Source organism: Vibrio sp. 10N.239.312.C11, from assembly GCF_041466065.1.
Taxonomy (GTDB): Bacteria; Pseudomonadota; Gammaproteobacteria; order Enterobacterales; family Vibrionaceae; genus Vibrio; species Vibrio tasmaniensis_A.
Genome location: NZ_JBFSRZ010000045.1, coordinates 17,411 through 41,797, shown reverse-complemented (window position 1 = coordinate 41,797; position 24,387 = coordinate 17,411). Strand labels below are relative to the sequence as shown.

Below are 24,387 nucleotides of genomic sequence, written 5' to 3'. Positions count from 1 at the left end.
GCTTTTAGCCGAACCCTTCGGGCAGCGTTTGCTGGTCATTTCTACTACGTTATCGACTTCTCATGGAGGCTAGCTACACATCAAATCCTCTGCCTTGTATAAATACCCAGCAACTCGCTGCAAAAATCAGCTCGAAAGGTCAACACGCCCTAGTTATTATGGTTAAAATGAACCCGCCGCTTAGTCACTCTTAGTTACCTAACAAGAATAGCTTTGGGTTCATTTAGCTTCAGTTCAAAAACTGTCGATTATTTCGCTTGGCTATTTAAATAAGCTCTGTGTGAAATATCCGTCCATGAGCGCACTTGCTCTAGGTAGCTTGCTTGTGAAGCTTGGATCTCTTTCGCCAGCTCATCTTTCTCAGCATGTGCAGCAAGTAGGCGATCGTTCGCTTCTTTCAGCGCCGACATTACTTCTGGCGGGAAATCTTTAACTTGTACGTCTGGGTATTCTGTTTTCATTGAAACCCAGTTCTTGCCACTTTCGTGCGTTGCTTGTGTGTACATGTCGTAAGCCGCCGTACGCATTGCAACACGCAAGATTTCTTGTAGGTCTTCAGGAAGCTTGTTCCATGTACGCTTGTTCACTAGGAATTGAAGCTCTGAACCCGGCTCATGCCAACCGGTGTAGTAGTAAGGCGCGATTTTGTGGAAGCCCATTCGTAAATCAAGAGATGGACCTACCCACTCTAGTGCATCGATTGTGCGACGCTCTAGAGATGTGTAAAGCTCACCTGGGGCAATATTGGTAGGTTTAGCGCCTAGCTCCGCTAGAATCTCACCAGCAAAGCCAGGAATACGCATTTTCAGACCTTGTAGGTCTTCCACACTGTTGATCTCTTTTTGAAACCAACCGCCCATCTGGATATCCGTATTACCACCTGGGAACGACATCAAATTATGTGGAGAGTAAACCTGCTCCATCAACTCCATACCACCACCGTGATAGAACCACGCATATTGTTCAGCTGGCGTCATACCGAAAGGCATAGAAGTGAAGTAAAGCGTGTTTGGAACTTTACCTTTCCAGTAGTAAGAGCCTGAGTGCCCCATGTCGTATTGACCAGACTTAACCATGTCAAAAACGCCAAGCGGTGCTTTGTGTTTGTTCGCAGAATCGATTCTGATTTGCAGTCGACCGTTCGACATTTTCTCAGCCATCGCAGCCATGTTCTTCGTCGCGTCACCGAATACAGGGAAGTTTGGTCCCCATGTTTCAGCAAGCTTCAAGCGATAAACCTTATCAGCAGCAGTTGCACCAGTAGCGACCAAAGCTAAACAAGCCGCTGCAGTAACTGCAACGTTTTTAAAAACTCGTGTGAGGGAGTTAGAAATGAGACTCATATTCACGTCCTTTGTTGGGTTAACACTCTTTCTATGAGCATTTTTTATGATTCAACATAAGAGTGCACCGTGATGTAGCAACAAGATATCAGGGAGAGCACGCACGACGGACTCACATAAACTGCGTATTAGACCAAAGGATTACGTAGAACTACGTAGGAGATAATTTAGCGATGTCGATTTTAAAGGCTCTGGGAGATTCGTTAGGGTAATTAGTATTGATAAATACCTAAGTAGTTATAGTGAAACTGCATTAACAATTGATTTCCATTTCGTGAGGAAGCTCTATTCTCGCCACACATCGAATACGCACTTAAATGCATTCAACCCATGAGAATCAAAGTTTCAGAGAATCAGACGCCCTACTTTGGTGCTTACTGATTCGAAACATGGGACACGCGAAAGACAGGTGAATAACGGAAGGGGCCAGCCGATTGGAAGTAAGGCTTCTGGGGCTAGGTTCGAATGCTAGGTTTGAATATGAGTATGGGTTTAGGGGGTTGGATTTAGATATTGAGATTAACATGATCCGTCAGATACAAAAAAGCCTCGATAATCGAGGCTTAAAAACTTTAACGAAGCGAATGTAATCCCGCGGGATTACATAGCTTTGTAGATAACCTTGTTACCTGCAAGTTGCTCTTTCGCTACTAGGTTTTCTTCAAGAAGTTTTTTCAATGCGCCTGTTGCCCATGAAGCTGCTTTCGCGTCTTCTTGACCAGCTGCTAGGCCGATACCTTTAGGGTTAATGCCTTCAGCATTGCTAACAACGATGTCTAGAACTTGTTGTTGCTTAGGAGTCAGTGCTACTGCAACTTCTTTAGTTGCTGCTACTGCTTTCTCTACCGCTGGTTTTGCTGCTACAGTTTTTTCTGCTACAACTTTCTCTGCGACAGGCTTCGCTTTTTTCGGCGTTGCCACTGCTTTAACTACAGCCGCTTTAGTGCGTTTCTGCAGTTTAGCCTGCACCTTACGCTTATGAGCAAGTCTCATTGAATATTTCTCCAGTTCACTGCTCTTTTCGCAGTGGTGAAAATTTGAAGCGCGATTTATACCAAAAAACCGGAGCTATTTGTAGAGTGAAGCGTCGAAAGTCGACGAAAAATACCGATATTGTCTACTAGCGTCTATTATTTAATCATCGACTTATCAATTCAGGGTCATATACACTGGTTATCCATCCAGACAAAAATATGAAAATTTGGTGTTGCCTATGGACACTCGTCACCTTACAAATTTCTCTTTGCCTTCATTCAAACGTTCGTATCGTATTCTCGCCATCATTTTAGGCTTCGTTTGCTTGATCGTTGCGCTCTACAGTGACAACCCAAAGTTACTGATCGTGGGTGCTTTTTGCATTATTGCCCTACTAGGAACTGGCTATTATTTAATGTTGCGCAGCAGAGTGATGTTCACCCTCACACCGACTCATTTTCAGCAGCATTTTTATAAAGGCGGGTGGGTTTTAAAATGGAATAACATCCAAAAGATTGGGTTTTGTACCTATGAGCAAGATGGATGGCACCAACCTCTTCCTTGGATTGGTATCAAGGTTAAAGATTACTCGCCCTACCTCGATTCGATTTGCCCAAAAATAACCTGCGAATTATTGCTCAGCCAACGAGCACTTTTGTACTTGGGAGCGAAGCAAGCGGGTAAAGAATCGAACTTTGAAGATATGGTTTTAGACTCATCGCACTACCACACTCGTTGTACCGAAAACGGGTGTGTGGAATTAAGCCAATATAAAGAATCAAAGAATACCGACGAAGTGAGTTTCAGCACTCAACAAACGCAAATGGATGCGGATTCATCCGATAAAGCAAATAATCACAACGCGGTGATTAAAGATTATTCAGGATTACAGGCGATGCTTGCCAACAGGATGAAATATCAAAGAGGCTTCCACGGGTATGACATTTTCATATCAACCCATGATCTGAATATCAGTGGGGAGGAGTTTGTTGGACTGGCTCGACGCTACTTGGCGGCAGCCGAACGTCTTTCTGATTAAAATTAAACAGGTTTAAAAGTAAAACCGCACGCAATAAAAAAGCTTAGCTTCCGTAACAAAAGCTAAGCTTCATTTTCAATCGTTCTTATATTAAATCAAAGATTTAATTAATAAAGAGGCATCTCGTCGGCAACGAATGGATTTGATGCGCGCTCACGACCAAATGTAGACTCTGGACCATGGCCCGGTACAAATGTCACGTCACTGCCTAGCGGCCAAAGTTTAGTCTTGATTGAAGCAATTAGCGTGTTGAAGTCGCCTTGCGGGAAATCCGTGCGACCAATAGCACCGTTAAATAAAACATCACCAACAAACGCCATACGCGCTTGCTCACTGAATAGCACGACGTGACCCGGAGTATGACCCGGCGTGTGAATCACATCGATAACTTGGTTACCAAAAGTCACTTTGTCGCCCTCTTCTAACCAAGTGTTTGGTTCAAAAGCTTTACACAGTGGGAAGCCGAACATCTGGCTTTGATTCTCTAGACCTTGAAGCCAAAAGTTATCGGCTTTATGTGGGCCAACAATGTTCACGTTCAAGATTTCAGCAAGCGGTACTGTTCCGCCCACATGGTCTAGGTGACCGTGAGTCAATACCAAATTCACCACTTTAACACCTAACTCTTCGATGATAGCAGCCAGTTGCTGAACATCACCGCCCGGATCGACAACAATGCCTTCCATTGTCTCATCACACCACACAATTGAGCAGTTTTGAGAGAACGAGGTAACAGGGACAACTTGATACTTAAGAGACATATACAAACCTTAGAGGGCAAACTGAAATTTGGGCAAACTATGACATTGGATGTCTACTTTGACAAGTACCTAGCATTCGCTCGTAAATTCAGCTTAACGCTACCAACTGCGGGCTGGACCTGTATCAATATGGATAAAGTTGCTACGTGCATAATAACCGACGCCACCCGCATTCAAGCTTTTAGCAACGTCTCTTAATTCTTTTAGGTTAACGCCATCAATACGGAAATCGATCGCTTTACCTAACATGTGGTAGCTCTTCTTGGCTACGCCACTCGACTTTGAGCGCAGTGCTTCATTGGTCGCTGGAGAACGGTAACCAGAGATGATTTGAACTTCTTTTTGAATACCCAGTACATTTTGAATCTGAGTGATCTGATCAAACAGGTTCTTATCCATTGGATGAATCTCATTACGACGGAAATCACGGCACAGTTTGCTTAGACGAGCCATTTCATCACCAACATAGTTAGTACCATCGAAATAACAGGTCTCTAATCGTTCACCTGTGTGAAGATTGTTCATGCTAATCGTTCTTGGTTGATCAGGGTATGAAGCAAAAGCGATAGAAGGAGTAATTGAGGCGACAACAGCAGTACCACCAGCGTAAGTCAGAAACTGACGGCGTGAAAATAAACTTTGAGACATACAGCAAAAAAACCAATTAGATCGAACGAAAAATGCACGATACATAATGGAAATTGCTGCGTCAACGTACAAAAACCGCCCAAAAGGTTAGTAATTGTAACCTTTGCACGATTAGTTATTGATCCACATTATAATTTTATCAATAGAAGCTTGGTTGTCATTTTTTGGTCAAGATCACCCTTATTGGCTTCAATGATGGTTAACCACCCTCTTTATCATATTGGTAGATGTCACCACGATACTGTATGCCCCCTTCTTCAAACAGCACGGTTTGATAGATGATATGCACGGGGATTCGCTTCTTGAGGCGAACCTTAGTATTAGGAGCAAGATCGTTACTTTGGTTAGGTACTTTCCTTACCTTGGTGGCAAACAACAATTCAGCCAATTCCTCTGCATGTTCGACACGTATACAACCTGAACTGTAAGCACGGAAGTCATCATTAAACAGGCCTTTACTTGGCGTATCGTGCAGATAGATAGCTCGCTTGTTGGGTGTGTTGAACTTGTACAAACCTAATGCATTACGTGAGCCCGCCTGTTGACGAATTCGATATGGGAACGAATTGAAATTGATGGTCTGCCAATCAATATCTGTGGTGTCGACGGTTTCCATGGTGCGCCAACCATCAATCACTTGAAAGTTGTGTGTCTCTAGGTAGCTTTCGTCCGCTTTTACTTTAGGCAAGATGTCTTTGACCATGATTTTCCATGGCACGTTCCAAGTAGGATTTAAGATAACCGAATCTAGGTTTATCTCTAAAAGCGGTGTTTTTCGCGACTTTCTGCCCACGACAACTTTGGACTCAAAGACCTCTTCACCATCTTCCCAATACTTCATATCAAAACTAGGGACATTGACGACGATGAGAGAGTCTCTGTCTCTTGGCCACAAACGAACACGTTCGGCATTGAGAGCCAGCGAAGTCAATCGTTCATCAAAGCTCATGTTGATCCATTTGATCGTATCCGGCCCAACGATCCCATCGTCTGTAAGGCCGTGCATTCGCTGAAAAGACTTAATCGCTGTTTGCAGATCTTGGTCAAATACAGGGAAATCGACCGCGATCATCGAGGTATCAACACCAAGCAAAGCAATGCGCTCAACAAGAATAGTTTTGTCTGAAAGCTCATCACCTAAGCGTTTCAATCCTTTCTGTCTGTATCGCTCTATATTGAGTTCAGACGCAGTTTCTAGCACGGAGTAGGTCGCCTTGAATTGGTCAAAATCCCCAACAGGCGGCGCATAGGACAATACCATTTCTAATAAGTAATCGTTGGTGACACTGCTTTTCAATCTCATCAGGATATGTGGAGAAGGCGCAGGCAACTTGGAATGCAGCTTGCCCGAGAAATACCACTCTTTACCGGCAAGTGGCGCATTCTCAACGTAGCTTAAGTAATAGATAAAGGTGTCGGTTAACAAGATATCCAATTCTTGCCATTGACCACGAGATTGATACTGGCGGATTTGTTTTAACTGACGATCAAAAAGAGGCGCCATTTGTGCTTGTTCTAAAAGCGACAATTGGAATTCAAACGCCTTAACAAGTTCAGGCGAATCCCAAAGAATAGGAAGAGAAGAGTCTTGATAAATGCTCTGGGTTAGCTCTGGATAAATCAGCATAAAAGAGAGCTCTGAATCAGCCGGAATAAATCGGCTCTCGTCAGAACTCGTATAGCTCCATGCATGCACAGAAACTAACACCAATAATCCACAGAAGTATTTTGCTAACATGCTTAACCCCATCACCAATCATCTCATAAGTATGGCAAAGAAATAGGAGTAAGCATGTTATTTTTTAAGGAGTTTTATGAACTAGATTGCACTCCAGTGGTTATCCCACTGGACCGATGATTGCTGAGTTGATTTCTCATAAGGCTTGTGTTGGCTCACCACACTGCCCGCTCCAGAGCTGAGTCGAAATTCACCATCAAGCAGCACGGCACCAGAAGCATCAGACAGCGCAGATAGCTCTACCAATTCTTGGGTTTCTTTAGACCAAATACCGTAGCAGTTGCCTCTTGGCGAAGTCGCAATAATCCAATCATCTGACGCCGCAATACTGGCGATATAGTGATTGAACCTTGCCCATTGCTCTGGTTCTGCATTCAGTGATTCAAACTGCCCACCTTTAGTATGCATCGCCAACAGCGAAGGATACTCGTCTGGCTCGCCACGATATTGCTGACCACAAAGTACAGTTTCAGCACCATCATGGGCTAAGTGTCGAATGCTCAGCTTCTTATCCAACAATTCAACCTGATCAAGCAGCACACCTTCAGGTGAAACATAACTTAAACTCGGTTGCATTGAATTCAAGTTTTTCGGTGTTCTACCGTCAGTATGAACGCCGCCAACACCAATCGCGAGATTACCATCCGGCATGATGATCACTTCATGAGGGCCAATACCAAAGCCAGTGAACTCCTCGACCTTACGATAGCCTTGTGAGACATCGTAAACACCAATCACACCTTGGCTGCTGTCGGTTTTCCCTTCCGTGGCATACAGTAACTTGCCATCTAATGAGTAAACGCCATGACCATAGAAGTGGCGATTGTTACCTTTCACGACCATCTTGATCTGCTGACCATTTTTATAGTCAAACACCATAAAATAGTCACCAGGACGACGAGCAAATACCACCGCATGTGATGATGTTGGGCAAATCGCGACGCCATGGCCACGATCGGGAATCGGCAATTGACTCAGCGGCATACCATATTCGTCAGCCACAACCGCTGAATATTGGCCACGACCATTCAGCGCACAGCCGATCAGTTGAGGATCATTAGATGTGCTTGCGGCGCCAAAACGACTAGCGCAGCCAAACGGAAGTACAGGTACAGCTGCACAACCCAGTGCAGCCTTGAGTAGCGTTCTTCGTGCAGTATCAGTCACCATCGGTAGCATTAAATCCTATTACCACGCCAAGCTCTATCGCCACTTCTTCATGAATCAAGTACTTCAAACGTTCTAGTTTGTTGTATTGAGTCAGCACATTTCGGTAGCCCTCTTTGCTCTGCAGCAACTCGAACAAACTAGAGTCTGTAGGCCAGGTATCTAGCGTTAGCGTGAACTGATCAGCAACACGATCAGCCAGGTCGTTTAAGCCCTTCTCTCTCAACAAGCCGTCTAAGCCATTGCCATCGGCTAGGTACAAATTCTGAAGTGCTGCTACATTCGCTTTTAGTTGAGTCATCGAAGTTTGTGCACGCCATGATTCTGAGAAGTAAGGACGCGGATGACCGATTTTAGCCATTGGGCGACTCAGCTTTTTCATACTGTAATCAAGTTGGTTGGTCAATAAAGCGATGTATTCAGACTCCCAACGAGTCTCGTCTAACGCTAGCCAAGGGTTAACCTGCCATGCCTGTGCAATCGAAGATGACTTAATCGCTAAGTTTTCAGTAATCGCTTGTGATGATTGGCAGCCTAGTGCTTTGTCTTGAAGTAGTGGCGATTGCTCGTCATAAAGCGACCATTCCAACGCGCCTAGCCCTTGAACGGTAACACTCTGCTGCGCGATTTCGTCTTGAGACCATGCTTTATCCTGCTGAGTCAATTGACGCATTTTAAGACCGGTGGTGTTCTTCTTATCTGGCCAAAATTGAATATTCCAGCTCTCTTCAAGTGCCGCTGTTGGGCCTCTTTCTTGTCCTTGCAGTGCCATCCAACTGTTCATGGTGAGCTGCCACTGATTTTTCAAAGCATCTAACTCAACATCATTAGTTTGGCAGTAACCCTGCATCAAGACTTCTAGCTCGTTGGCTTGCTTGGCGAATAGGACGGCTGAATCAAACTCTTGTTGATAGACACTGCGACTGATGTGATCGGTCGTATCTGCTTGATAAGAAAAACCATTAACCTCAGATGAAGCAGCTTGCTCACCCGATGATTGGCAGCCTGCCATGATTAATACCGACAAAGGCATTAACAAAAATTTATGCGTCATGCTGTTACCTTACTTCCTAATTTTTCTTTTAATTATATGAGTTCACTAAATACCAAACGACCGCTGAACTCGTATTCCTACACGTTCAGCGGTTGTGTTCTTTGGGTTAACTCGATCTTTGAATGTCTGAATCTCAGACCGACTATAGCGAATTCAAAAACGCCAGTAGTGCTTCACGCTCAGTGGCATTCAAAGACAGAACGTTTTGTTTCGCCATTTCTGCTTCACCACCGTGCCAAAGTACCGCTTCCATAACGTTTCTTGCGCGACCGTCATGAAGCAGGAACGTATGACCATTCACTTCTTTGGTATAGCCTAATCCCCATAATGGCGTCGTACGCCACTCTTGGCCATTGGCAAGATATTCAGGGCGATTGTCGGCTAAGCCTTCCCCCATATCGTGCAACAACATATCGGTATACGGACTGATTAATTGCTTAGACAACGCAGGTAACCCTTCACGCTCTGCTGTGCGAATTTCAGCTTGGTGGCAACTCTGACAACCAACGTCTTTGAATAATTTTTTACCTTGCACGACGGCTGGGTTGTCGACGTTGCGACGAATAGGGACCGCTAAATGCTGCGAATAGAACTCAACAAAATCTAGAATATTGTCGCTGACTTCTGGCTCGCCACCATTCGGAAAATCATCACAGGTTGATTGCGCTGATGTGCAGTTTTCATTCGGGAATAAGCGACTCGTTAAGCCCAAATCACCGTTAAACGCCGCCGCATTTTGCTGCATTAGGTTTGGCTGGCCAGCTTTCCAACCGAATCGACCCAACGCCATTTCGTTAGTTTGAACATCAAGAACGTAGTTCGCTTTGCCTGAAACACCTTGCTTGTCGGCCAACTGCTGTTTAGCAAATCCGAGAATCGTTTCTTGCGGGATGCTTTCAAGTAAACCAAGGCCAATCATTGGCGGCGCAACACGAGCTGAAAACTCAGTTTTAGGATGCATCTCGCCAAAGGCAAGATCAGTAATCTTTAAAATTGGTTTACGCAAAGTAACGACTGTACCGTCTTTGAATTCAACAGGAACATCGGTGTAGCTGATGTTCACTTTGCCCTCGGGTTTTACACCTTGAAGCGCGAAATCTTGTAACTGGCCGCCGTAAGTTGGTTCAGGAATACCACCATCACGAATGAAGGCTTGTCTCTGTTCTGGCGTTTCAGCAGGGATACTTAAGCGGACCAACAATGAAACCGCGTTCTGGTCATCTTTTTCAGGCGCATGACCACGACCATCTTTGATATGGCAATTTTGACAACCGTTGGTATTGAATAGTGGGCCTAACCCATCACGTGCATCGGTTGATGACGGCGCAGGAACCCAAGGGTTTCTAAAGAAGCTGTTACCTACGCTGAAATCCAAGCGTTTGCTCATTGGAAGGTTGGCTGCAGGAAGAGAAAAAGCGTTCGCGCCTTCTTTCTTTACTGTGGTTTTTCCACCAGAGTAGGTTTCATGGGCGTGCAACGGAGATAAGAAAAACAGTGCGGTTAATAGTGAGGCTGAGAGATACGACTTCATACATTGCCTTGCTGTGTTTTTGATTTTAGTTTTTATTAGGGAGTAACTTTTTTGAATAACAAACAATTAAGGGCTCAATAAGAGCCCTTACAATAGTTTTGGACTCGGGTTCTTAAAACTCGTGATCCGCTGTGTCTGGGTTTAGGCTATCAATGCCAATAACACCAGCAGCACGCTCGATTGCAGCGGTTTGAGACACTAGCGCAACAATCGTTTTGTTTACGAGTGCGTTACCCGCAGCGTTGTCAGCAGCAATTAGCTGATCGAAGTGCTGGTTATTTTTCTCTGCTGACACAACAAGTTGACCAACTTGTGCACGTGCTAGGTCAAACTGCTTTTGAATCTCTTTCGCCGCTTGCTCGTCTTTTTGCTCAACGAGGTCAAACAGGCTAGGACCAGAAAGTAGAGAACCATCTTCACGCTTGTACAAGCCAGTGTATACGTTGTAGATACCTTGCTCGTTGTAGTAATGAGAGTTATGCGTGTTATCAGAGAAACAATCATGCTCGTCTTCAGTAGAGTTTGCTTCTAGTGCAACTTTCATACGCTCACCCGCTAGTTCACCTAGAGATAGTGAGCCCATACCAAATAGCATTTTACGTAGACCGTTCTCGCTAGATTCAGAAAGAAGCTCTTGACGGTAGTTGCCTTTCTCGCCTTCAGCCCACTGCTTTTCCATCCACTCTAGGTCTTGGATAAGTAGTTCAGCTGATGCTTTTAGGTATGCGCCACGACGGTCACAGTTACCATTAGTACACTCAGCACCAACAACGAAATCAGTGTAAGCACGCTCACCTGCACCGCTGTTAGTACCGTTTAAATCTTGGCCCCAAAGTAGGAATTCAATCGCGTGGTAGCCTGACGCTACGTTCGCTTCAGAACCACCGATCTCGTTCAGGTCTGCAATTAGCTCTGGAGTAATGTTAGTTGCGTCTACTGTTGTCTGACCAATTTGGAAAGTCTTATTTGCAACGATGTTTGCGCTAGCGCCTTCGTTACCAAGTTCATATTGGTAATCAGTCGAAACGTAATCGATAAGGCCTTCATCTAGCGGCCATGCATTTAATTGGCCTTCCCAATCATCTACAACAACGTTACCAAAGCGAAATACTTCAGACTGTTGGTAAGGTACACGAGAGTCTAGCCAAGCTTGCTTTACTTGTTCGAAATTGCCAGCAGAAGGAGAAGCTAAGAAGGTATCAATAGAAGAGTTCAACGCTTTTGCTGTAATTACTGAATCTGCAAACACTGCATGAGCAATATCGGCGTAATGTTCTACAACTTGATCTTGAGTTACTGCTGCAAAAGAAGAAGCAGAGGCAAAAATGAGTGACGAAGTTACGGCTTTTGTCACTAAAGATTTAATGGTCATGAAGCATCCTTGTTGAGCTTTGAATTATTATTCGTAGTAATAGTGCAAACCATTATCATTTACACTACAGATTTGAATAATACAAACTTACAATTTTATTGCAAGATAAATACAAAAAAACCTCACATTTGTGAGGTCTTTAAATACTTTTGTGCTATAGCAATAAAAGGAAGCTTATCAAATATCCAGATTATGCTTACCGTGTGAGACTTTCGCCTTCAGGTAACTCTCATTTCCCGACTTGATATGTGCAGAAGTATTCACCACTTCTTCAATCTCAATACCGAAAGATTTCAGCTCATTGATCTTCTTAGGGTTGTTAGTAACCAAGCGGATTTTTGTGGTTCCTAAAGCGCGAAGCATTTCTGCAGCTTCGGTAAAGTCGCGTAAATCATCACCAAAACCTAGGTGGTTATTCGCTTCATATGTGTTCATGCCTTCGCTTTGCAGACGGTACGCATCGATTTTGTTATACAAACCAATACCACGACCTTCTTGGCGTAAGTAAAGAATCACTCCCCCCGTCTCACCCATAATTCTGATGGTTTCATCTAACTGCTCACCACAGTCACAGCGAGAAGAATGAAAAACATCACCAGTCAGGCACTCAGAGTGCATACGAACAAGAGGTATGTCTTGTGTCTTATCCGCTGATTTAAATATCACAGCAACATGCTCTTTATCTGTTTTCAATCCATGAAAAGACAGAAGTTCAGCATCAATACTGCTTGTTACCCCTACTTTGAAATCTATTCTGGCACGCACTTCCGCCATAGCTATACTCACTTGAAAATTCGATGTATTTAACAACACTACACTATATGTCTAGGCAATATTTTGTAGCTAACTATCTAATGATAGACACTATGAGGCTGTTAACAATTTTTTTCAAGGTCGACCACGTACAAATTGTTATATTATAACAATTAATTTTCTGGGTAACAAAAAACCCCACGTTGGGATGACCAACATGGGGTTATAAATCAATCAATTGCGGCTAAGACTACACTTTTTGCGGAACGATCAGCTTAGTTGAGTTTGCTTCCAGATAACAAGCTGCACCCAAGCATTCTCTAATTCACTTAACTCTTCTTGTGTCAGTGTAGAGATGCTCGACTTTGCACTGTATTTTTCTGCCCATTTATCAGAACGGACATGAGTATAGAACTCTTTTTTTAAATTTGAGATTACGTTATCCACAAACACATCCTTATATAACAGTGCTTAGCCTTTATAATCCGTTAATATTACAAAATACAGCTCAATTGGTAAACAGTAATACACAATTTTTATGAGTCCTTCCTAACACTCGCTACTGACAAATATACAAACAAAAGAAATAATAGGCTCGGTAACAACCAAAGTAATATGTTTGAAACACTCATTGCTGGCTTATAAAGCACAAATTCACCAAACCTTTCTGTCATGTACTGAGTGATTTCATTGTTACTCTTCCCTGCTTTCACCATATTGAATACAACAAGGCGTAAATCTTTTGCTATGGGAGAGTTCGACTCAATCAGATTTTGATTCTGACATTGTGGGCAGCGCAGCGATTTTGCCAAACTAATAGCACGCTGTTGTTGATTAGGGCTTTCAAACTCAAATAACTCTACCTGAATGCTTGTATCTTTATCAGTCGCCGTAAACAAGTCCTCGGCTATTACAGGGAAGTTGACGACAATAGCAGCGCTAAGTATGAGCACTATGTTGAGCAGGAACTTCATCATCCATTTTTACCTTTAAAATAGTGAGCGAGTTCTTTGCGCCAAACCGATTCATTAATCACACCTAGCAACTTCTTAACTATTTGGCCTTCAGCATCGACTAAATACGTCTCAGGAGTCCCTATGACACCGAGTTCTAAAGCCAACTTCCCTTGAGGATCACTGATCACAGTTGCGTACGGATTGCCGTCGTTGGACAATACATTAAGCGCAGCACCGGGGTTATCTCGATAATTGAGACCCACAATTGGAATGCCTTTCTTCTGCAGTTCGAGTAAAAAAGCGTGCTCGGTTTTACATATTCCGCACCATGAAGCCCATACATTGACCAGTTGGTAAGGATGTTGAGTAATATCAGTAAGCGTAAGCTTAGCCGTTTCAGAGCTTAATATTTCAGAGCTTAATGCTTCAGAATCGAATGACTCATCAGTAACGAGTTTTTCTGCCGTAAATTCAGGGAAAGCCCTTTTTTGATCTGAAACGCTGGTCGTTTGTTGCTTATTGTCGAGCGCATATGAAAATGCAACGACCAAAGCAACAGCCACTGAAAATAGAGCAATGAGTTTATTACGAACGCTGGTATGCATACTGTGCAGCCTTAACGGTTTTCTTTTTACGATTGGTCAGTGAAAGCACAGCACCTAGAATTGAGAACAGCCCACCAAGCCATATCCAACGAGCATACGCTTTGTACTGAACTCGAAATGCGTAAGCGGTAGCGTCAACTTTCTCACCCATGGTGATATACACATCGCCATGCCAGAACCATTTCATTGCGGGCTCGCTCATGTTCATCACTCGAACTTGATAATGTCTTCTTTCAGGTGTAATGGAAAAACTTTGCTCACCAGTTTCTAGCTTAAGTATCGCCTTCTCTGCGGTAAAGTTTGAGGCGACATAAAGCTCTGTATCTTCATGAGCAAGCGTCCAATCCATGAACTCTACTTGTGCTCCTGGGCTCAGTTTATAGCTGCGCTCAAACGAGTGGTAGCTATTCATTGCCGCACCTACCGCTAATACCGCGACACCAACATGGGCAAATGTCATCACCCAGACTTTTCGTTGGAACTTGGAACTGCGCGTTACCGCTAAGCCATAAACATGAGTGAGTAAAACCCAAAATGCGAGTGCCCATGTCATCAGAGCCATCACTTGTCGTTGGACTTGTTCCACTTGCCAAGAATAACAAACGTAACCCAATGCCAACGACATAAGAACTAACAATGAAATAACACCTTTGGTTGCTTGAGGTTTAACACTCAACAATGGGGCTAAGCCAACCACGCCAAGTGCAAGCAAAGCCAAAGGTGCAATCAACAGATTAAAGTATGGCGCACCGACCGATATGTTACCCAGCCCAAGGAGCTCAAAGACCATTGGATAAAATGTACCAAACACCACAACAGCGGTCGCTAATACAAAAATGAGCACCGCAACTAGGCTTAAAAAGCTCTTACTGGCGAAGCTAGTAATCGGGTTAGATTCAAAAGATTCCCCTCTGATGATAAGAAGAGAGAAAGAGCTCACTAGCACCAACATCAATATGAGTAGTAATGCGATACCTTTAGTCGGGTCTACAGCAAAAGCATGTACCGATGTGAGTACGCCAGAACGAACAATAAAGGTGCCTAAGATACTCAAACAAAATGTAATAAAAGCAAGGCTTAGAGACCACTTCAGAAGCTGTTGTTTGCCCTTGGCAACACCTAAACAATGCAACAAGGCTGTCGAAGTGAGCCATGGCAACAAACTGGCATTTTCAACAGGATCCCAGAACCACCAGCCGCCCCAGCCTAATTCGTAATACGCCCACCAAGAGCCAAGAATGATCCCTGCGGTTAAAAAGATCCAAGCGACTAGACACCAACTGCGACAATGAGCAACCCAATCAAATTCAATTGGCTCAACCAGCAAAGCGGCAACTGAAAATGCCAGCACCACAGAAAAGCCGACATAGCCAAGGTAAAGTAGTGGCGGGTGAAAGATCAGACCGACATCTTGCAGCATTGGGTTAAGGTCACGCCCTTCTAGCGGCAAGATCGAATTCATTTCAAATGGGTTTGATGCGAATAACGTGAACCAAGCAAATATCGCGAGCAGTAGATTCATTACCCACAACACACGGCTTTGGTATTCATTCGAATAGTGTTTTTGTAAGGCAATCACGCCAGACCAGACGCTGATCGTCAGTACCCAAAATAACAAGGAACCTTCATGGCCTGCCCATACGGCTGCTAGCTTAAAAAATGAAGGTAATTGAGTATTTGAATGTTCAGCGACATAGAGAATAGAGAAGTCATCACTGACAAAAGCATAGCCAAGCAATGCGACAGAAGTGAGAGAAAACAATGCACTTGAAAGAGAGAAACTGCGGATTAAACTTATATTTTGCGTCCGTTTGTTTAGCATTTGATAAAACGAATGCACACCAATAATGCTACTGAGTACAGCAATCAACACTAAACTAAACAGCCCCAAAGAACCGACCATATCACCTCAATAAGGCTCCGCTAGAGCAGAGCCGATCTGAACACGCATCTCATGCTTACTAAAAGCATGTTCATTAATAAGCAGATGTTTAGTATCCGACATCTGCTCACTAATAAACTTGCGCGAAATTAAGCTATCGTTAACTGCCCTGCATAAAGAACAAAAGTTCGCAGCATTAATACGCCCATTAAGCTTAGCGAAGTCACGGAGAAAATATACACCGAGCTATGGCGGATTGAGGTTGGTGTCACTGCATTCAACAACAACGGTAAAACCATGCCGACACCTATGACCCCATACCAGAACCAACTCGCCCAGAAACCACTGCCAATTGCATTCCATACTGCTTGTTCACTTTGACCACCAGCGAAGATTAGCCCAGTAAAGAAAGTAATAAGAACAAACAACTCAAACATCACTACCGGACGTTCAAATCCGTGGATCCATGAAATACTCGGGCTATGAGGTGATTCTTTAAAGACCAACACACCAAATAAAATACACGCCGCCGCTCCCGAAGATAAGCTCGAGAATAAGAACAAAATCGGCAGCACTGGGTTATTCAATAGTGGGAAAGTATTTAAAGCTGAAAGCAAGAATCCGGTATAAGCGGCAAGCATAAGAGCAAGAACAGCTAAGAATATTTCCAGAGCATTCTCAAACACTTCTAATTTGCCAATCCAATTACCGACAAAATCAAGTCGTCCTTTTAGCCATGCTTGATCATTCAAGAACACGACTATTTGATCTCTAAATATAATGCCGATCCAAAGGAATAAGATCACCATATATACTTGGAATAAGATCACACCCATCGACATCACAGACGTTGGATTATAGAAGATCATGATCTTCCAAAATGACAGTGGTTTTGTCAGATGGAAAACCAAGATCAGCAGGCCTGAAATGATCCCAAATGGCGCAAGAAAAGCTGTCGCCTTTAACACACCATTATGAGCAGGATCGCCTTCAATAACCTTGCGCTTAAGGTAAATGGAGATCATTACGGCACCCGCCGACATCCCCGCGAGAAATAGATAGATTGCTATAATCCAGTCCCATACCACGGTACCAGACTGAAAAGCTGCGTCCCATGCACTCATAATCAAATCTCCCCTTTTTGGTGTGGCACTTTATAGAGTTTTGGTTGAGTGCCTAGATAGGCTTTATCTCTGTAAACCACCTCGGATTGAAGTACTTGGTTTATCTCACTCTTAGGGTCATTCAAATCGCCGAATGTCAGCGCTTTGGTTGGGCAAGATTCGACACAAGCAGGCAACTTCCCTTGTGCTAGATTGGTATCACGACAGAAGTTACATTTATCGGCTGACTTGTTCTCTGGATGGAAAAAGCGCACTTGATATGGACACGCTAACAAACAGTAACCACAACCGACACACTTCTCTTGATGAACGTCGACAATGCCGGTTTTTTCATCTTTGTAGGCTGCACCTGTTGGGCAAACCATGACACACGGCGCGTTATCACAATGTTGGCAAGAGTTACGAGTAAAACGGTAATCAACATTTGGATATTCGCCTTGGGGTTCGCTCTTAATAATTTCTAAGCGCGACACGCCTTCAGGCACTTTATTCACTTCACGACATGCTTCTGTACAAGCAGTACAACCAATACACGCGGTTTCGTCATGAATCATTCCATAACGTTTAGCACCATCTTCTTGAACATTGGCTAACGTTTTACGACTTGTCACCGCCGCAGTTCCCGCTACACCCGTGGTAAAAATAACGGCACCAGCGCCTGCTAAAAAGTTTCTTCTTGAGCAGCTCATAGATTACTCCCCTTCTTTCTTCTGGTTGAAGTCTGAATGGCAATCCACACACAGCTTAATGGTTTGCTTTTTATCTAAGCCCAACACCTTTGCTTCAGTCGCATGAACATCATGACAGTTTGAACACGTTAAGTTTTGCGCGTGAACATCGTGGGTCCAGCTAGCTTCACGCAGATCATCAGGTTTGTGACAATCGATACATTGGCTATTGGCATCCAAAATTAAGCTAGGATCGAGGAAAACCTTTTCGGTTCCTGGTTGTGATTGAGCCGCGCGATACTTCACCACTTCTGGTGCACCTTCACGGTGATCGGGGCTAATTGAACTATGACAATCGGTACAATTTACTTCACGGCCAAGTAAAGCGTGTGCACTTTCACCATGTGAACCCAATACCGTTTCTTTTGAATCTTTATGGCATTGAACACACTTGTAGTCTTTGTCGCGGATTAATTCGACTTCATGTCTTGTTGATTCTCCTACTGGCGTAACAGCAGGCTCAGCAACAGCATGAATGGAATAACCATAGAGGCAGAATGCTAGAAGGGATTTAAGCATTATGACTATGGCCAATTTAATATTGCCCATTTTATCCTTTCCTTATACCGGCATTATTTAACTCTCAACTAAATAATATTCCGGTTAAACAAAAGTACCCTTAAACGATATTATTACCGCTTAAATGATATCAATTCTTATTTTGGATAAGCCACAACGCTTTCTATAGTTAGAATATACCTCTAATTAGGTAATACGAAATTTGGATAGGTTAATCTGTGAACGCAATCACCCTATTTATACCATGGTCAATCTAGGTAATTGATTGTTATATATGATAATAATTCTCAATTAAATTTTAATGCCACTAACCGGCAATACCTCTTTAGGGGTATATAAACTTCAACGTGATTGAAGTCACTACCGTTAATTGATCTAAGACAAGCTATATCCAACACGTAACAAAATGTGTTTGTTTATGAATTAATATAAACAGGAATTCTCCAGTTCTTAATTTGAATAGCAAACTCACAACGCTTGGTATAAGAATCAGTATATTGGAGATATCACTGTGAAAAAGCATTGGATACGTAATTCGGTCACAGCACTATTAATGGTTAGCGCATCACTAGCAAGCGCGACCAGTTTTGCTGCGTCTGAACAAAAAGAAATTGGCGACCCTCGTAACGACCAGTTCGAGCAAAACCACCCAGATCAATATCATTCATGGAGACAGACTTCAGAAAGCGAAGTTATTGAAGACGCACTAAAAGAAGATCCAAACATGGTCATCATGTGGGCTGGCTACGGCTTCGCAAAAGATTACAACAAAGCACGCGGCCACTTTTATGCCATTGACGATGTAAGACAAACACTTCGTACTGGCGGCCCAACGGACGAAAGCTCTGGTCCAATGCCAATGGCGTGTTGGAGTTGTAAGAGCCCAGATGTCGCTCGTGTTATCGAAGAGCGTGGCGAAGATGGTTATTTTGAAGGTAAATGGGCGCGTCTTGGCAACGAGATCATTAACCCTATTGGCTGTTCAGACTGTCACGACACCCAAAGCGAAGGCTTTAAGAATGGTGAGCCTGCACTGAAGGTGACTCGTCCTTACGTTGAGCGTGCATTTGAAACGATTGGTAAAAAGTTTGATGAGCAAAGCCGCTTAGACCAACAAGCTTCTGTTTGTGCTCAGTGCCACGTGGAATACTACTTCACAGGGCCAACCAAAGGTGTGAAATTCCCTTGGGACCAAGGTACAACCGTTGGCGACATGGAACGCTACTATGATGCAATCAACTTTAAAGATTGGACGCATAAAGTATCGAAAGCACCCATGCTGAAAGCGCAACACCCAGGTTTCGAAACATGGCGCGAAGGTATTCACGGCAAAAACAAAGTTGTTTGTGCTGACTGTCATATGCCGAAAGTGACCAAAGAAGATGGCACCGTTTATACCGACCATAAAGTGGGTAACCCATTCGACCGCTTCGAAGATACGTGTGCAAACTGTCACACTCAATCGAAAGAAACTATGCGTAACATCGTTTCAAGCCGTAAAGCGCAAGTACTAAACATGAAGCTGACTGCTGAGAAACAAATCGTTGCTGCTCACTTTGAAGCAGGCGCAGCATGGGAAGCGGGTGCGACAGAGCAAGAGATGGAATCTATCTTACTCGATATCCGTCACGCTCAATGGCGTTGGGACTACGCTATCGCGTCTCACGGTATTCACATGCACGCACCTGAAATCGCTCTAGAAGTGCTAGGTACTGCCGTTGACCGCGCCGCGGATGCTCGTACTAAGATTGTTCGTCTACTGGCGAAGAAAGGCATCACCGATCCAATCGAGATTCCAGATATCTCGACAAAAGAAGCGGCTCAAAAAGCGCTTGGAATGGACATGGATAAGATGAACGCTGAGAAACAACACTTCTTAGACACGGTTGTTCCTAAATGGGAAGAGCAAGCTGAAAAGCGTGAAGCCGACTACGAATACTAGTTTCTTCAATTAGACCATTAAGTAAAAACCAGTCACACTATTGTTGTGTGGCTGGTTTTTTTAGGTTTTAGGGGAATACAGATCAATATCGAATCCCCGATCCACTCGCCAATTCAAGGAATAAACAATGAAAATCTTACTTTCGCTTTCGGCATTATGTATTGCACTACTCAGTTCAAGCGTTCACGCATCTGAGCGTGCTGAGACAGGGTGGGAATTAATAGAGAAAGGTGCATTAGTGGTTGATGTCAGAACACCTGCAGAGTTCGAACAAGGGCATCTAGACAACGCCATCAACTACCCTCTTTCTGAAGTGGCTACTCACTTTGCTAAGATAGATAAAGACCAACCCATCGTGTTGTACTGCCGTAGTGGCAATCGTTCAGGGCAAGCTTATCAATTCTTGCGTGCTCAAGGGTTTACTCAAATCCACAATGCTGGTGGCTTAATCGAAATGCAGGAAAACCAATAGTCTTCGAAATAAGCTCTTAAGTAAGATCGCCTCTTTAGCAATTAGCCAAGCTTAACGGATCATCTGTTTAGCTTGGTTGATCGAATGGATAATAGAGACACGATCAATGCCCTTCTGATTGGAATCTAAGATTTGAGTCCACGCATCGATCGCTTGTTGATAGCGCATGCTGATGAAGTGATCGGTCGCAATCAACATCAATGCCGTACGATCATTGGGATCAAGCTGCATTGAGTGCTCCAACAGCGCATTAACATCATCACTCATCGCTTGAGAGCTCAGATAATAAAGTGCGGTTGCTTTGGCAGCATAGAGGCCAGAAGGCGCTTGAGGATCTAAGCGAATCGCATAATCGTAGCAAGTGAATGCCGCATCAAACTCCCCTCTCTGCATGTACAAACCACCAAGCTTAAACCACAAGTCGGATTGATTCGGGTCTTGTTTGAGGCTTTGTTGAAGCTCATCTTCGAAATCTGTTGCCGTGTAGTTATTGCTATCATCCAAAGGAAGTTGAGGTAACTCTTGTTTCAGTTGAGACCAAACCAGCACGCTCAAAGCCACCGCAGTAAGAGAAATCACCACATTGCCTTTTAGATGGCTGCCATTATTGCTCGCGGCAATAACGACCACAATCAAAAACAGACTCATTAGTACCAACGCAACCAACAACCAGATATCCATTCCGCATCCCTTTTATTTAGATCTACCTCTACTCTATCGTTTTCGTACTGCCTCGTTATTGATCAAAGTTTAGCGTTCGAGATTTAGTGCTCAAACTTTTGCATAAAAGCGACGGGTTAAGGTTGGTATTCAGACCTAAGCCATAAGCCATAAGCCATAAGCCATAAGCCATAAGCCACATGAGAAGAGAAATGACAGGCAATAAAAAACCGAACACTTAGGCTCGGTTTTTTTCATTGGTAAGCTTAATTACTTAACGTAATCGAGATTACTCAGTGTCTTGCTCGCTATCACTTTCAGAGTCAGAAGCATCTGATGCTTGCTCTTCACTTGATTCAGAAACAACAGCCGTTTCAGCGTTTACTGCGTCAGCATTTGCTTCTTCAGTTTCTTCGCCTTCAACAATCTCAGCTTCTTCTACTTCGTCGATACGTTGTAGACCTACAACATTCTCGTCTTCAGCAGTACGAATCAGTGTTACACCTTGAGTGTTACGACCAACTTGGCTTACTTCCGCTACGCGAGTACGTACTAGTGTACCTGCGTCGGTGATCATCATCATTTCATCGCCTTCTTCAACCTGAACAGCACCAACTACTGGGCCATTACGATCAGAGACTTTGATAGATACTACACCTTGCGTTGCACGGCCTTTCGTTGGGTATTCAGCCAGCTCAGTACGCTTACCGTAACCGTTTTGAGTCACAGTTAGGATATCGCCTTCGTTTGAAGGAACAATCAGTGAAACCACTTGATCGTCTTCTGGAAGCTTCATACCACGAACACCAGAGGCAGTACGACCCATTGGACGTACTTTGTCCTCGTTAAAGCGAACAACTTTGCCCGACTTCGAGAACAGCATGATGTCGCTATTACCGTCAGTAATATCAACGCCAATCAGTGAATCATCGTCACGTAAGTTAACTGCGATTAGGCCGTTAGCACGTACGTTTGCGAATTGATCCAGTGATGTCTTCTTAACGGTACCGTCGCCTGTTGCCATGAAGATGAATTTCTCGTTAGAGAACTCAGAAACAGGCAGGATAGCCGTAATACGCTCACCTTCTTCTAGAGGAAGAATGTTAACGATAGGCTTACCACGAGCCGTGCGGCTTGCTTGAGGCAGTTGGTAAACTTTCAAGCGGTACGTTTTACCACGAGTAGAGAAACATAAGATGTTATCGTGAGTATTAGCAACAAGCAGACGCTCAATGTAATCCTCATCTTTCATCTTAGTTGCACTCTTACCTTTACCACCACGACGCTGAGCTTCGTAGTCGCTTAGGATTTGGTACTTAACGTAACCTGCGTTAGAAAGCGTTACTACAACGTCTTCTTGAGCGATTAGCTCTTCCATGTCGATGTCATGAACCGCTGCTGTGATTTCTGTACGACGTTCGTCGCCATAGATATCACGTACCGCTTCAAGTTCTTCACGGATAACTTCCATCAAACGCTCAGTGCTTGCAAGGATATGCATTAGCTCAGCGATCTCTTCTAGAAGTGCTTTGTATTCGTCTAGAATCTTCTCGTGCTCAAGGCCAGTTAGGCGGTGAAGACGAAGTTCTAGAATAGCTTGCGCTTGAGTTTCCGTTAGGAAGTATTGACCATCACGGATACCGTATTGGTCTTCAAGCCAATCTGGACGGGCTGCATCAGTACCAGCACGTTCAAGCATTGATGCAACGTTACCAAGATCCCAACCACGAGATACTAGACCAACTTTAGCTTCTGCTGGTGTTGGTGCGTTCTTGATCAGTTCAATGATTTCATCAATGTTTGCAAGCGCTAAAGATAGAGCTTCCAAGATATGTGCACGGTCGCGCGCTTTCTTCAATTCGAAGATAGTACGACGTGTCACAACTTCACGACGGTGATCAACAAAACACTTCAACATATCTTTAATGTTGAAAAGTTGTGGTTGGCCGTTGTTCAGAGCAACCATGTTGATGCCGAAAGTTGTTTGCAGTTGAGTTTGTGAGTAAAGGTTGTTTAGTACAACTTCACCGACAGCATCACGCTTACATTCAATAACAATACGCATACCATCTTTATCAGATTCGTCACGCAGTGCACTGATGCCTTCAACTTTCTTGTCTTTTACAAGTTCTGCAATCTTCTCGATCAGACGAGCTTTGTTCACTTGATACGGAATTTCAGTAACGATAATAGTTTCTTTACCGTTCTTTTCCGTTTCAATTTCAGCTCTCGAGCGCATGTAGACTTTGCCTCGGCCAGTCTTATATGCATCGACAATGCCCTTACGGCCACTGATTAATGCTGCTGTCGGGAAGTCTGGACCCGGGATGTAGTCCATTAGCTCATCAATAGTGATGTCTTCATTATTGATAAATGCTAAACAGCCATCAACAACTTCGCCAAGGTTATGCGGCGGGATGTTGGTAGCCATACCTACTGCGATACCAGAAGCACCGTTAACCAATAGGTTTGGTATTTTTGTTGGTAAAACTGCTGGTATTTGCTCGGTTCCATCATAGTTAGGAACGAAGTCAACCGTATCTTTATCAAGATCCGTTAATAGCTCACCAGCTATTTTTGACATACGAACTTCGGTATAACGCATTGCCGCAGCTGAATCGCCGTCAACCGAACCAAAGTTACCTTGGCCATCGACTAACATATAGCGTAGTGAAAACGGCTGAGCCATACGAACAATTGACTCGTATACCGCACTATCACCGTGTGGGTGATATTTACCGATTACATCGCCTACTACACGAGCAGACTTTTTATATGCTTTGTTCCAATCATTACCTAATACATTCATCGCGAACAAAACGCGGCGGTGTACTGGTTTTAGGCCATCACGCACATCAGGAAGGGCACGACCAACGATGACGGACATCGCGTAGTCTAGGTATGAACCTCTAAGCTCATCTTCAATATTTACGGGCGTGATCTCTTTCGCTAGATCGCTCATAGAGCCATTTTCCCTCTATAGTCAGATCGTATTTTTGAATACGTATAAGACCGAAAAATATAACACAAATTTACCTACGGAGGCATCACTTTCCCTCTCCTTTTACCATCTTGTGACCCTTGTAGCCAATCTATTGATGAGAAATTGCACCTCAGC

22 protein-coding genes are annotated in these 24,387 nt (G+C 43.8%); 3 read left to right on the top strand and 19 right to left on the bottom strand.

The features are described 5' to 3' along the window. Positions 1–248: 248 nt before the first annotated feature. Together AB6D07_RS17310 and AB6D07_RS17305 are read right to left on the bottom strand one after the other, a co-directional pair. Entirely contained in the window at positions 249–1,343 is a 1,095-nt protein-coding gene (locus AB6D07_RS17310) for a TRAP transporter substrate-binding protein (RefSeq protein ID WP_017060957.1), read from the bottom strand. 600 nt (positions 1,344–1,943) lie between these two features. Further along, positions 1,944–2,336: a hypothetical protein gene (locus AB6D07_RS17305; RefSeq protein WP_012604302.1), complete on the bottom strand. Its 393-nt coding sequence runs from the start codon at positions 2,334–2,336 to the stop codon at positions 1,944–1,946. Between the two features lie 220 nt (positions 2,337–2,556). On the opposite strand from AB6D07_RS17305, the gene AB6D07_RS17300 reads away from it, so the two are divergent. Next, positions 2,557–3,357 carry a DUF2982 domain-containing protein gene (locus tag AB6D07_RS17300; RefSeq protein WP_017103452.1) on the top strand — a complete coding sequence of 267 codons (801 nt, stop codon included), beginning with the start codon at positions 2,557–2,559 and terminating at the stop codon, positions 3,355–3,357. Between the two features lie 107 nt (positions 3,358–3,464). Here the strand turns inward: AB6D07_RS17300 and AB6D07_RS17295 are convergent, their stop codons facing one another. The 15 genes from AB6D07_RS17295 to nrfB form a co-directional block, all read right to left on the bottom strand. After that, positions 3,465–4,118, bottom strand: a complete 654-nt coding sequence (locus tag AB6D07_RS17295) for an MBL fold metallo-hydrolase (protein WP_004733386.1) — start codon at positions 4,116–4,118, stop codon at positions 3,465–3,467. Positions 4,119–4,217: 99 nt separating this feature from the next. Then, a complete protein-coding gene (locus AB6D07_RS17290; RefSeq protein ID WP_009848830.1) occupies positions 4,218–4,766 on the bottom strand; it encodes a YcbK family protein in 549 nt (182 codons plus the stop codon). 199 nt (positions 4,767–4,965) lie between these two features. Continuing rightward, positions 4,966–6,504, bottom strand: coding sequence for a murein L,D-transpeptidase (locus AB6D07_RS17285; RefSeq protein WP_029222998.1), 1,539 nt, complete (start codon positions 6,502–6,504; stop codon positions 4,966–4,968). Positions 6,505–6,585: 81 nt separating this feature from the next. Continuing rightward, the gene (locus AB6D07_RS17280) at positions 6,586–7,674 is read right to left on the bottom strand and encodes a DUF1513 domain-containing protein (RefSeq protein ID WP_032500733.1); all 1,089 of its coding nucleotides are present in this window, start codon (positions 7,672–7,674) and stop codon (positions 6,586–6,588) included. Further along, on the bottom strand, positions 7,664–8,725 hold the full coding sequence (locus AB6D07_RS17275; protein WP_017103449.1) for an imelysin family protein: 1,062 nt from the start codon (positions 8,723–8,725) through the stop codon (positions 7,664–7,666). The genes AB6D07_RS17280 and AB6D07_RS17275 overlap by 11 nt, the downstream gene beginning before the upstream one ends. Before the next feature lie 142 nt (positions 8,726–8,867). Then, entirely contained in the window at positions 8,868–10,256 is a 1,389-nt protein-coding gene (locus AB6D07_RS17270; RefSeq protein ID WP_029222997.1) for a di-heme oxidoredictase family protein, read from the bottom strand. A gap of 112 nt (positions 10,257–10,368) precedes the next feature. Beyond that, the gene (locus tag AB6D07_RS17265) at positions 10,369–11,628 is read right to left on the bottom strand and encodes an imelysin family protein (protein ID WP_009848835.1); all 1,260 of its coding nucleotides are present in this window, start codon (positions 11,626–11,628) and stop codon (positions 10,369–10,371) included. A gap of 177 nt (positions 11,629–11,805) precedes the next feature. Next, on the bottom strand, positions 11,806–12,402 hold the full coding sequence (ribA, locus tag AB6D07_RS17260) for a GTP cyclohydrolase II (protein WP_009848836.1): 597 nt from the start codon (positions 12,400–12,402) through the stop codon (positions 11,806–11,808). A gap of 249 nt (positions 12,403–12,651) precedes the next feature. Beyond that, complete coding sequence (locus tag AB6D07_RS17255) at positions 12,652–12,828, bottom strand: hypothetical protein (protein ID WP_009848837.1); 177 nt, start codon at positions 12,826–12,828, stop codon at positions 12,652–12,654. Between the two features lie 89 nt (positions 12,829–12,917). Then, complete coding sequence (locus AB6D07_RS17250; protein WP_017103447.1) at positions 12,918–13,358, bottom strand: cytochrome c-type biogenesis protein CcmH; 441 nt, start codon at positions 13,356–13,358, stop codon at positions 12,918–12,920. Continuing rightward, a complete protein-coding gene (locus AB6D07_RS17245; protein ID WP_017103446.1) occupies positions 13,355–13,942 on the bottom strand; it encodes a DsbE family thiol:disulfide interchange protein in 588 nt (195 codons plus the stop codon). Before AB6D07_RS17245 ends, AB6D07_RS17250 begins: the two co-directional genes overlap by 4 nt. Beyond that, complete coding sequence (locus AB6D07_RS17240) at positions 13,923–15,845, bottom strand: heme lyase CcmF/NrfE family subunit (RefSeq protein ID WP_017103445.1); 1,923 nt, start codon at positions 15,843–15,845, stop codon at positions 13,923–13,925. Before AB6D07_RS17240 ends, AB6D07_RS17245 begins: the two co-directional genes overlap by 20 nt. 128 nt (positions 15,846–15,973) lie before the next feature. Then, complete coding sequence (gene nrfD, locus AB6D07_RS17235; protein ID WP_029222996.1) at positions 15,974–16,948, bottom strand: cytochrome c nitrite reductase subunit NrfD; 975 nt, start codon at positions 16,946–16,948, stop codon at positions 15,974–15,976. 2 nt (positions 16,949–16,950) lie between these two features. Then, the gene (nrfC, locus tag AB6D07_RS17230) at positions 16,951–17,637 is read right to left on the bottom strand and encodes a cytochrome c nitrite reductase Fe-S protein (RefSeq protein ID WP_012604317.1); all 687 of its coding nucleotides are present in this window, start codon (positions 17,635–17,637) and stop codon (positions 16,951–16,953) included. Between the two features lie 3 nt (positions 17,638–17,640). Continuing rightward, a complete protein-coding gene (gene nrfB / locus AB6D07_RS17225) occupies positions 17,641–18,225 on the bottom strand; it encodes a cytochrome c nitrite reductase pentaheme subunit (protein WP_009848843.1) in 585 nt (194 codons plus the stop codon). Positions 18,226–18,706: 481 nt separating this feature from the next. Between nrfB and nrfA the strand changes: the two genes are divergently transcribed. Together nrfA and AB6D07_RS17215 are read left to right on the top strand one after the other, a co-directional pair. Continuing rightward, positions 18,707–20,137, top strand: coding sequence for an ammonia-forming nitrite reductase cytochrome c552 subunit (gene nrfA / locus AB6D07_RS17220; RefSeq protein WP_017103444.1), 1,431 nt, complete (start codon positions 18,707–18,709; stop codon positions 20,135–20,137). A 127-nt stretch (positions 20,138–20,264) separates the two neighbouring features. Further along, a complete protein-coding gene (locus AB6D07_RS17215; protein ID WP_009848845.1) occupies positions 20,265–20,609 on the top strand; it encodes a rhodanese-like domain-containing protein in 345 nt (114 codons plus the stop codon). Positions 20,610–20,660: 51 nt separating this feature from the next. Here AB6D07_RS17215 and AB6D07_RS17210 read toward each other — a convergent pair whose 3' ends face one another. Beyond that, positions 20,661–21,290, bottom strand: a complete 630-nt coding sequence (locus AB6D07_RS17210) for a tetratricopeptide repeat protein (protein ID WP_017103443.1) — start codon at positions 21,288–21,290, stop codon at positions 20,661–20,663. Positions 21,291–21,558: 268 nt separating this feature from the next. Next, positions 21,559–24,231 carry a DNA topoisomerase (ATP-hydrolyzing) subunit A gene (gene gyrA / locus AB6D07_RS17205; protein ID WP_017103442.1) on the bottom strand — a complete coding sequence of 891 codons (2,673 nt, stop codon included), beginning with the start codon at positions 24,229–24,231 and terminating at the stop codon, positions 21,559–21,561. Between the last annotated feature and the right edge of the window lie 156 nt (positions 24,232–24,387).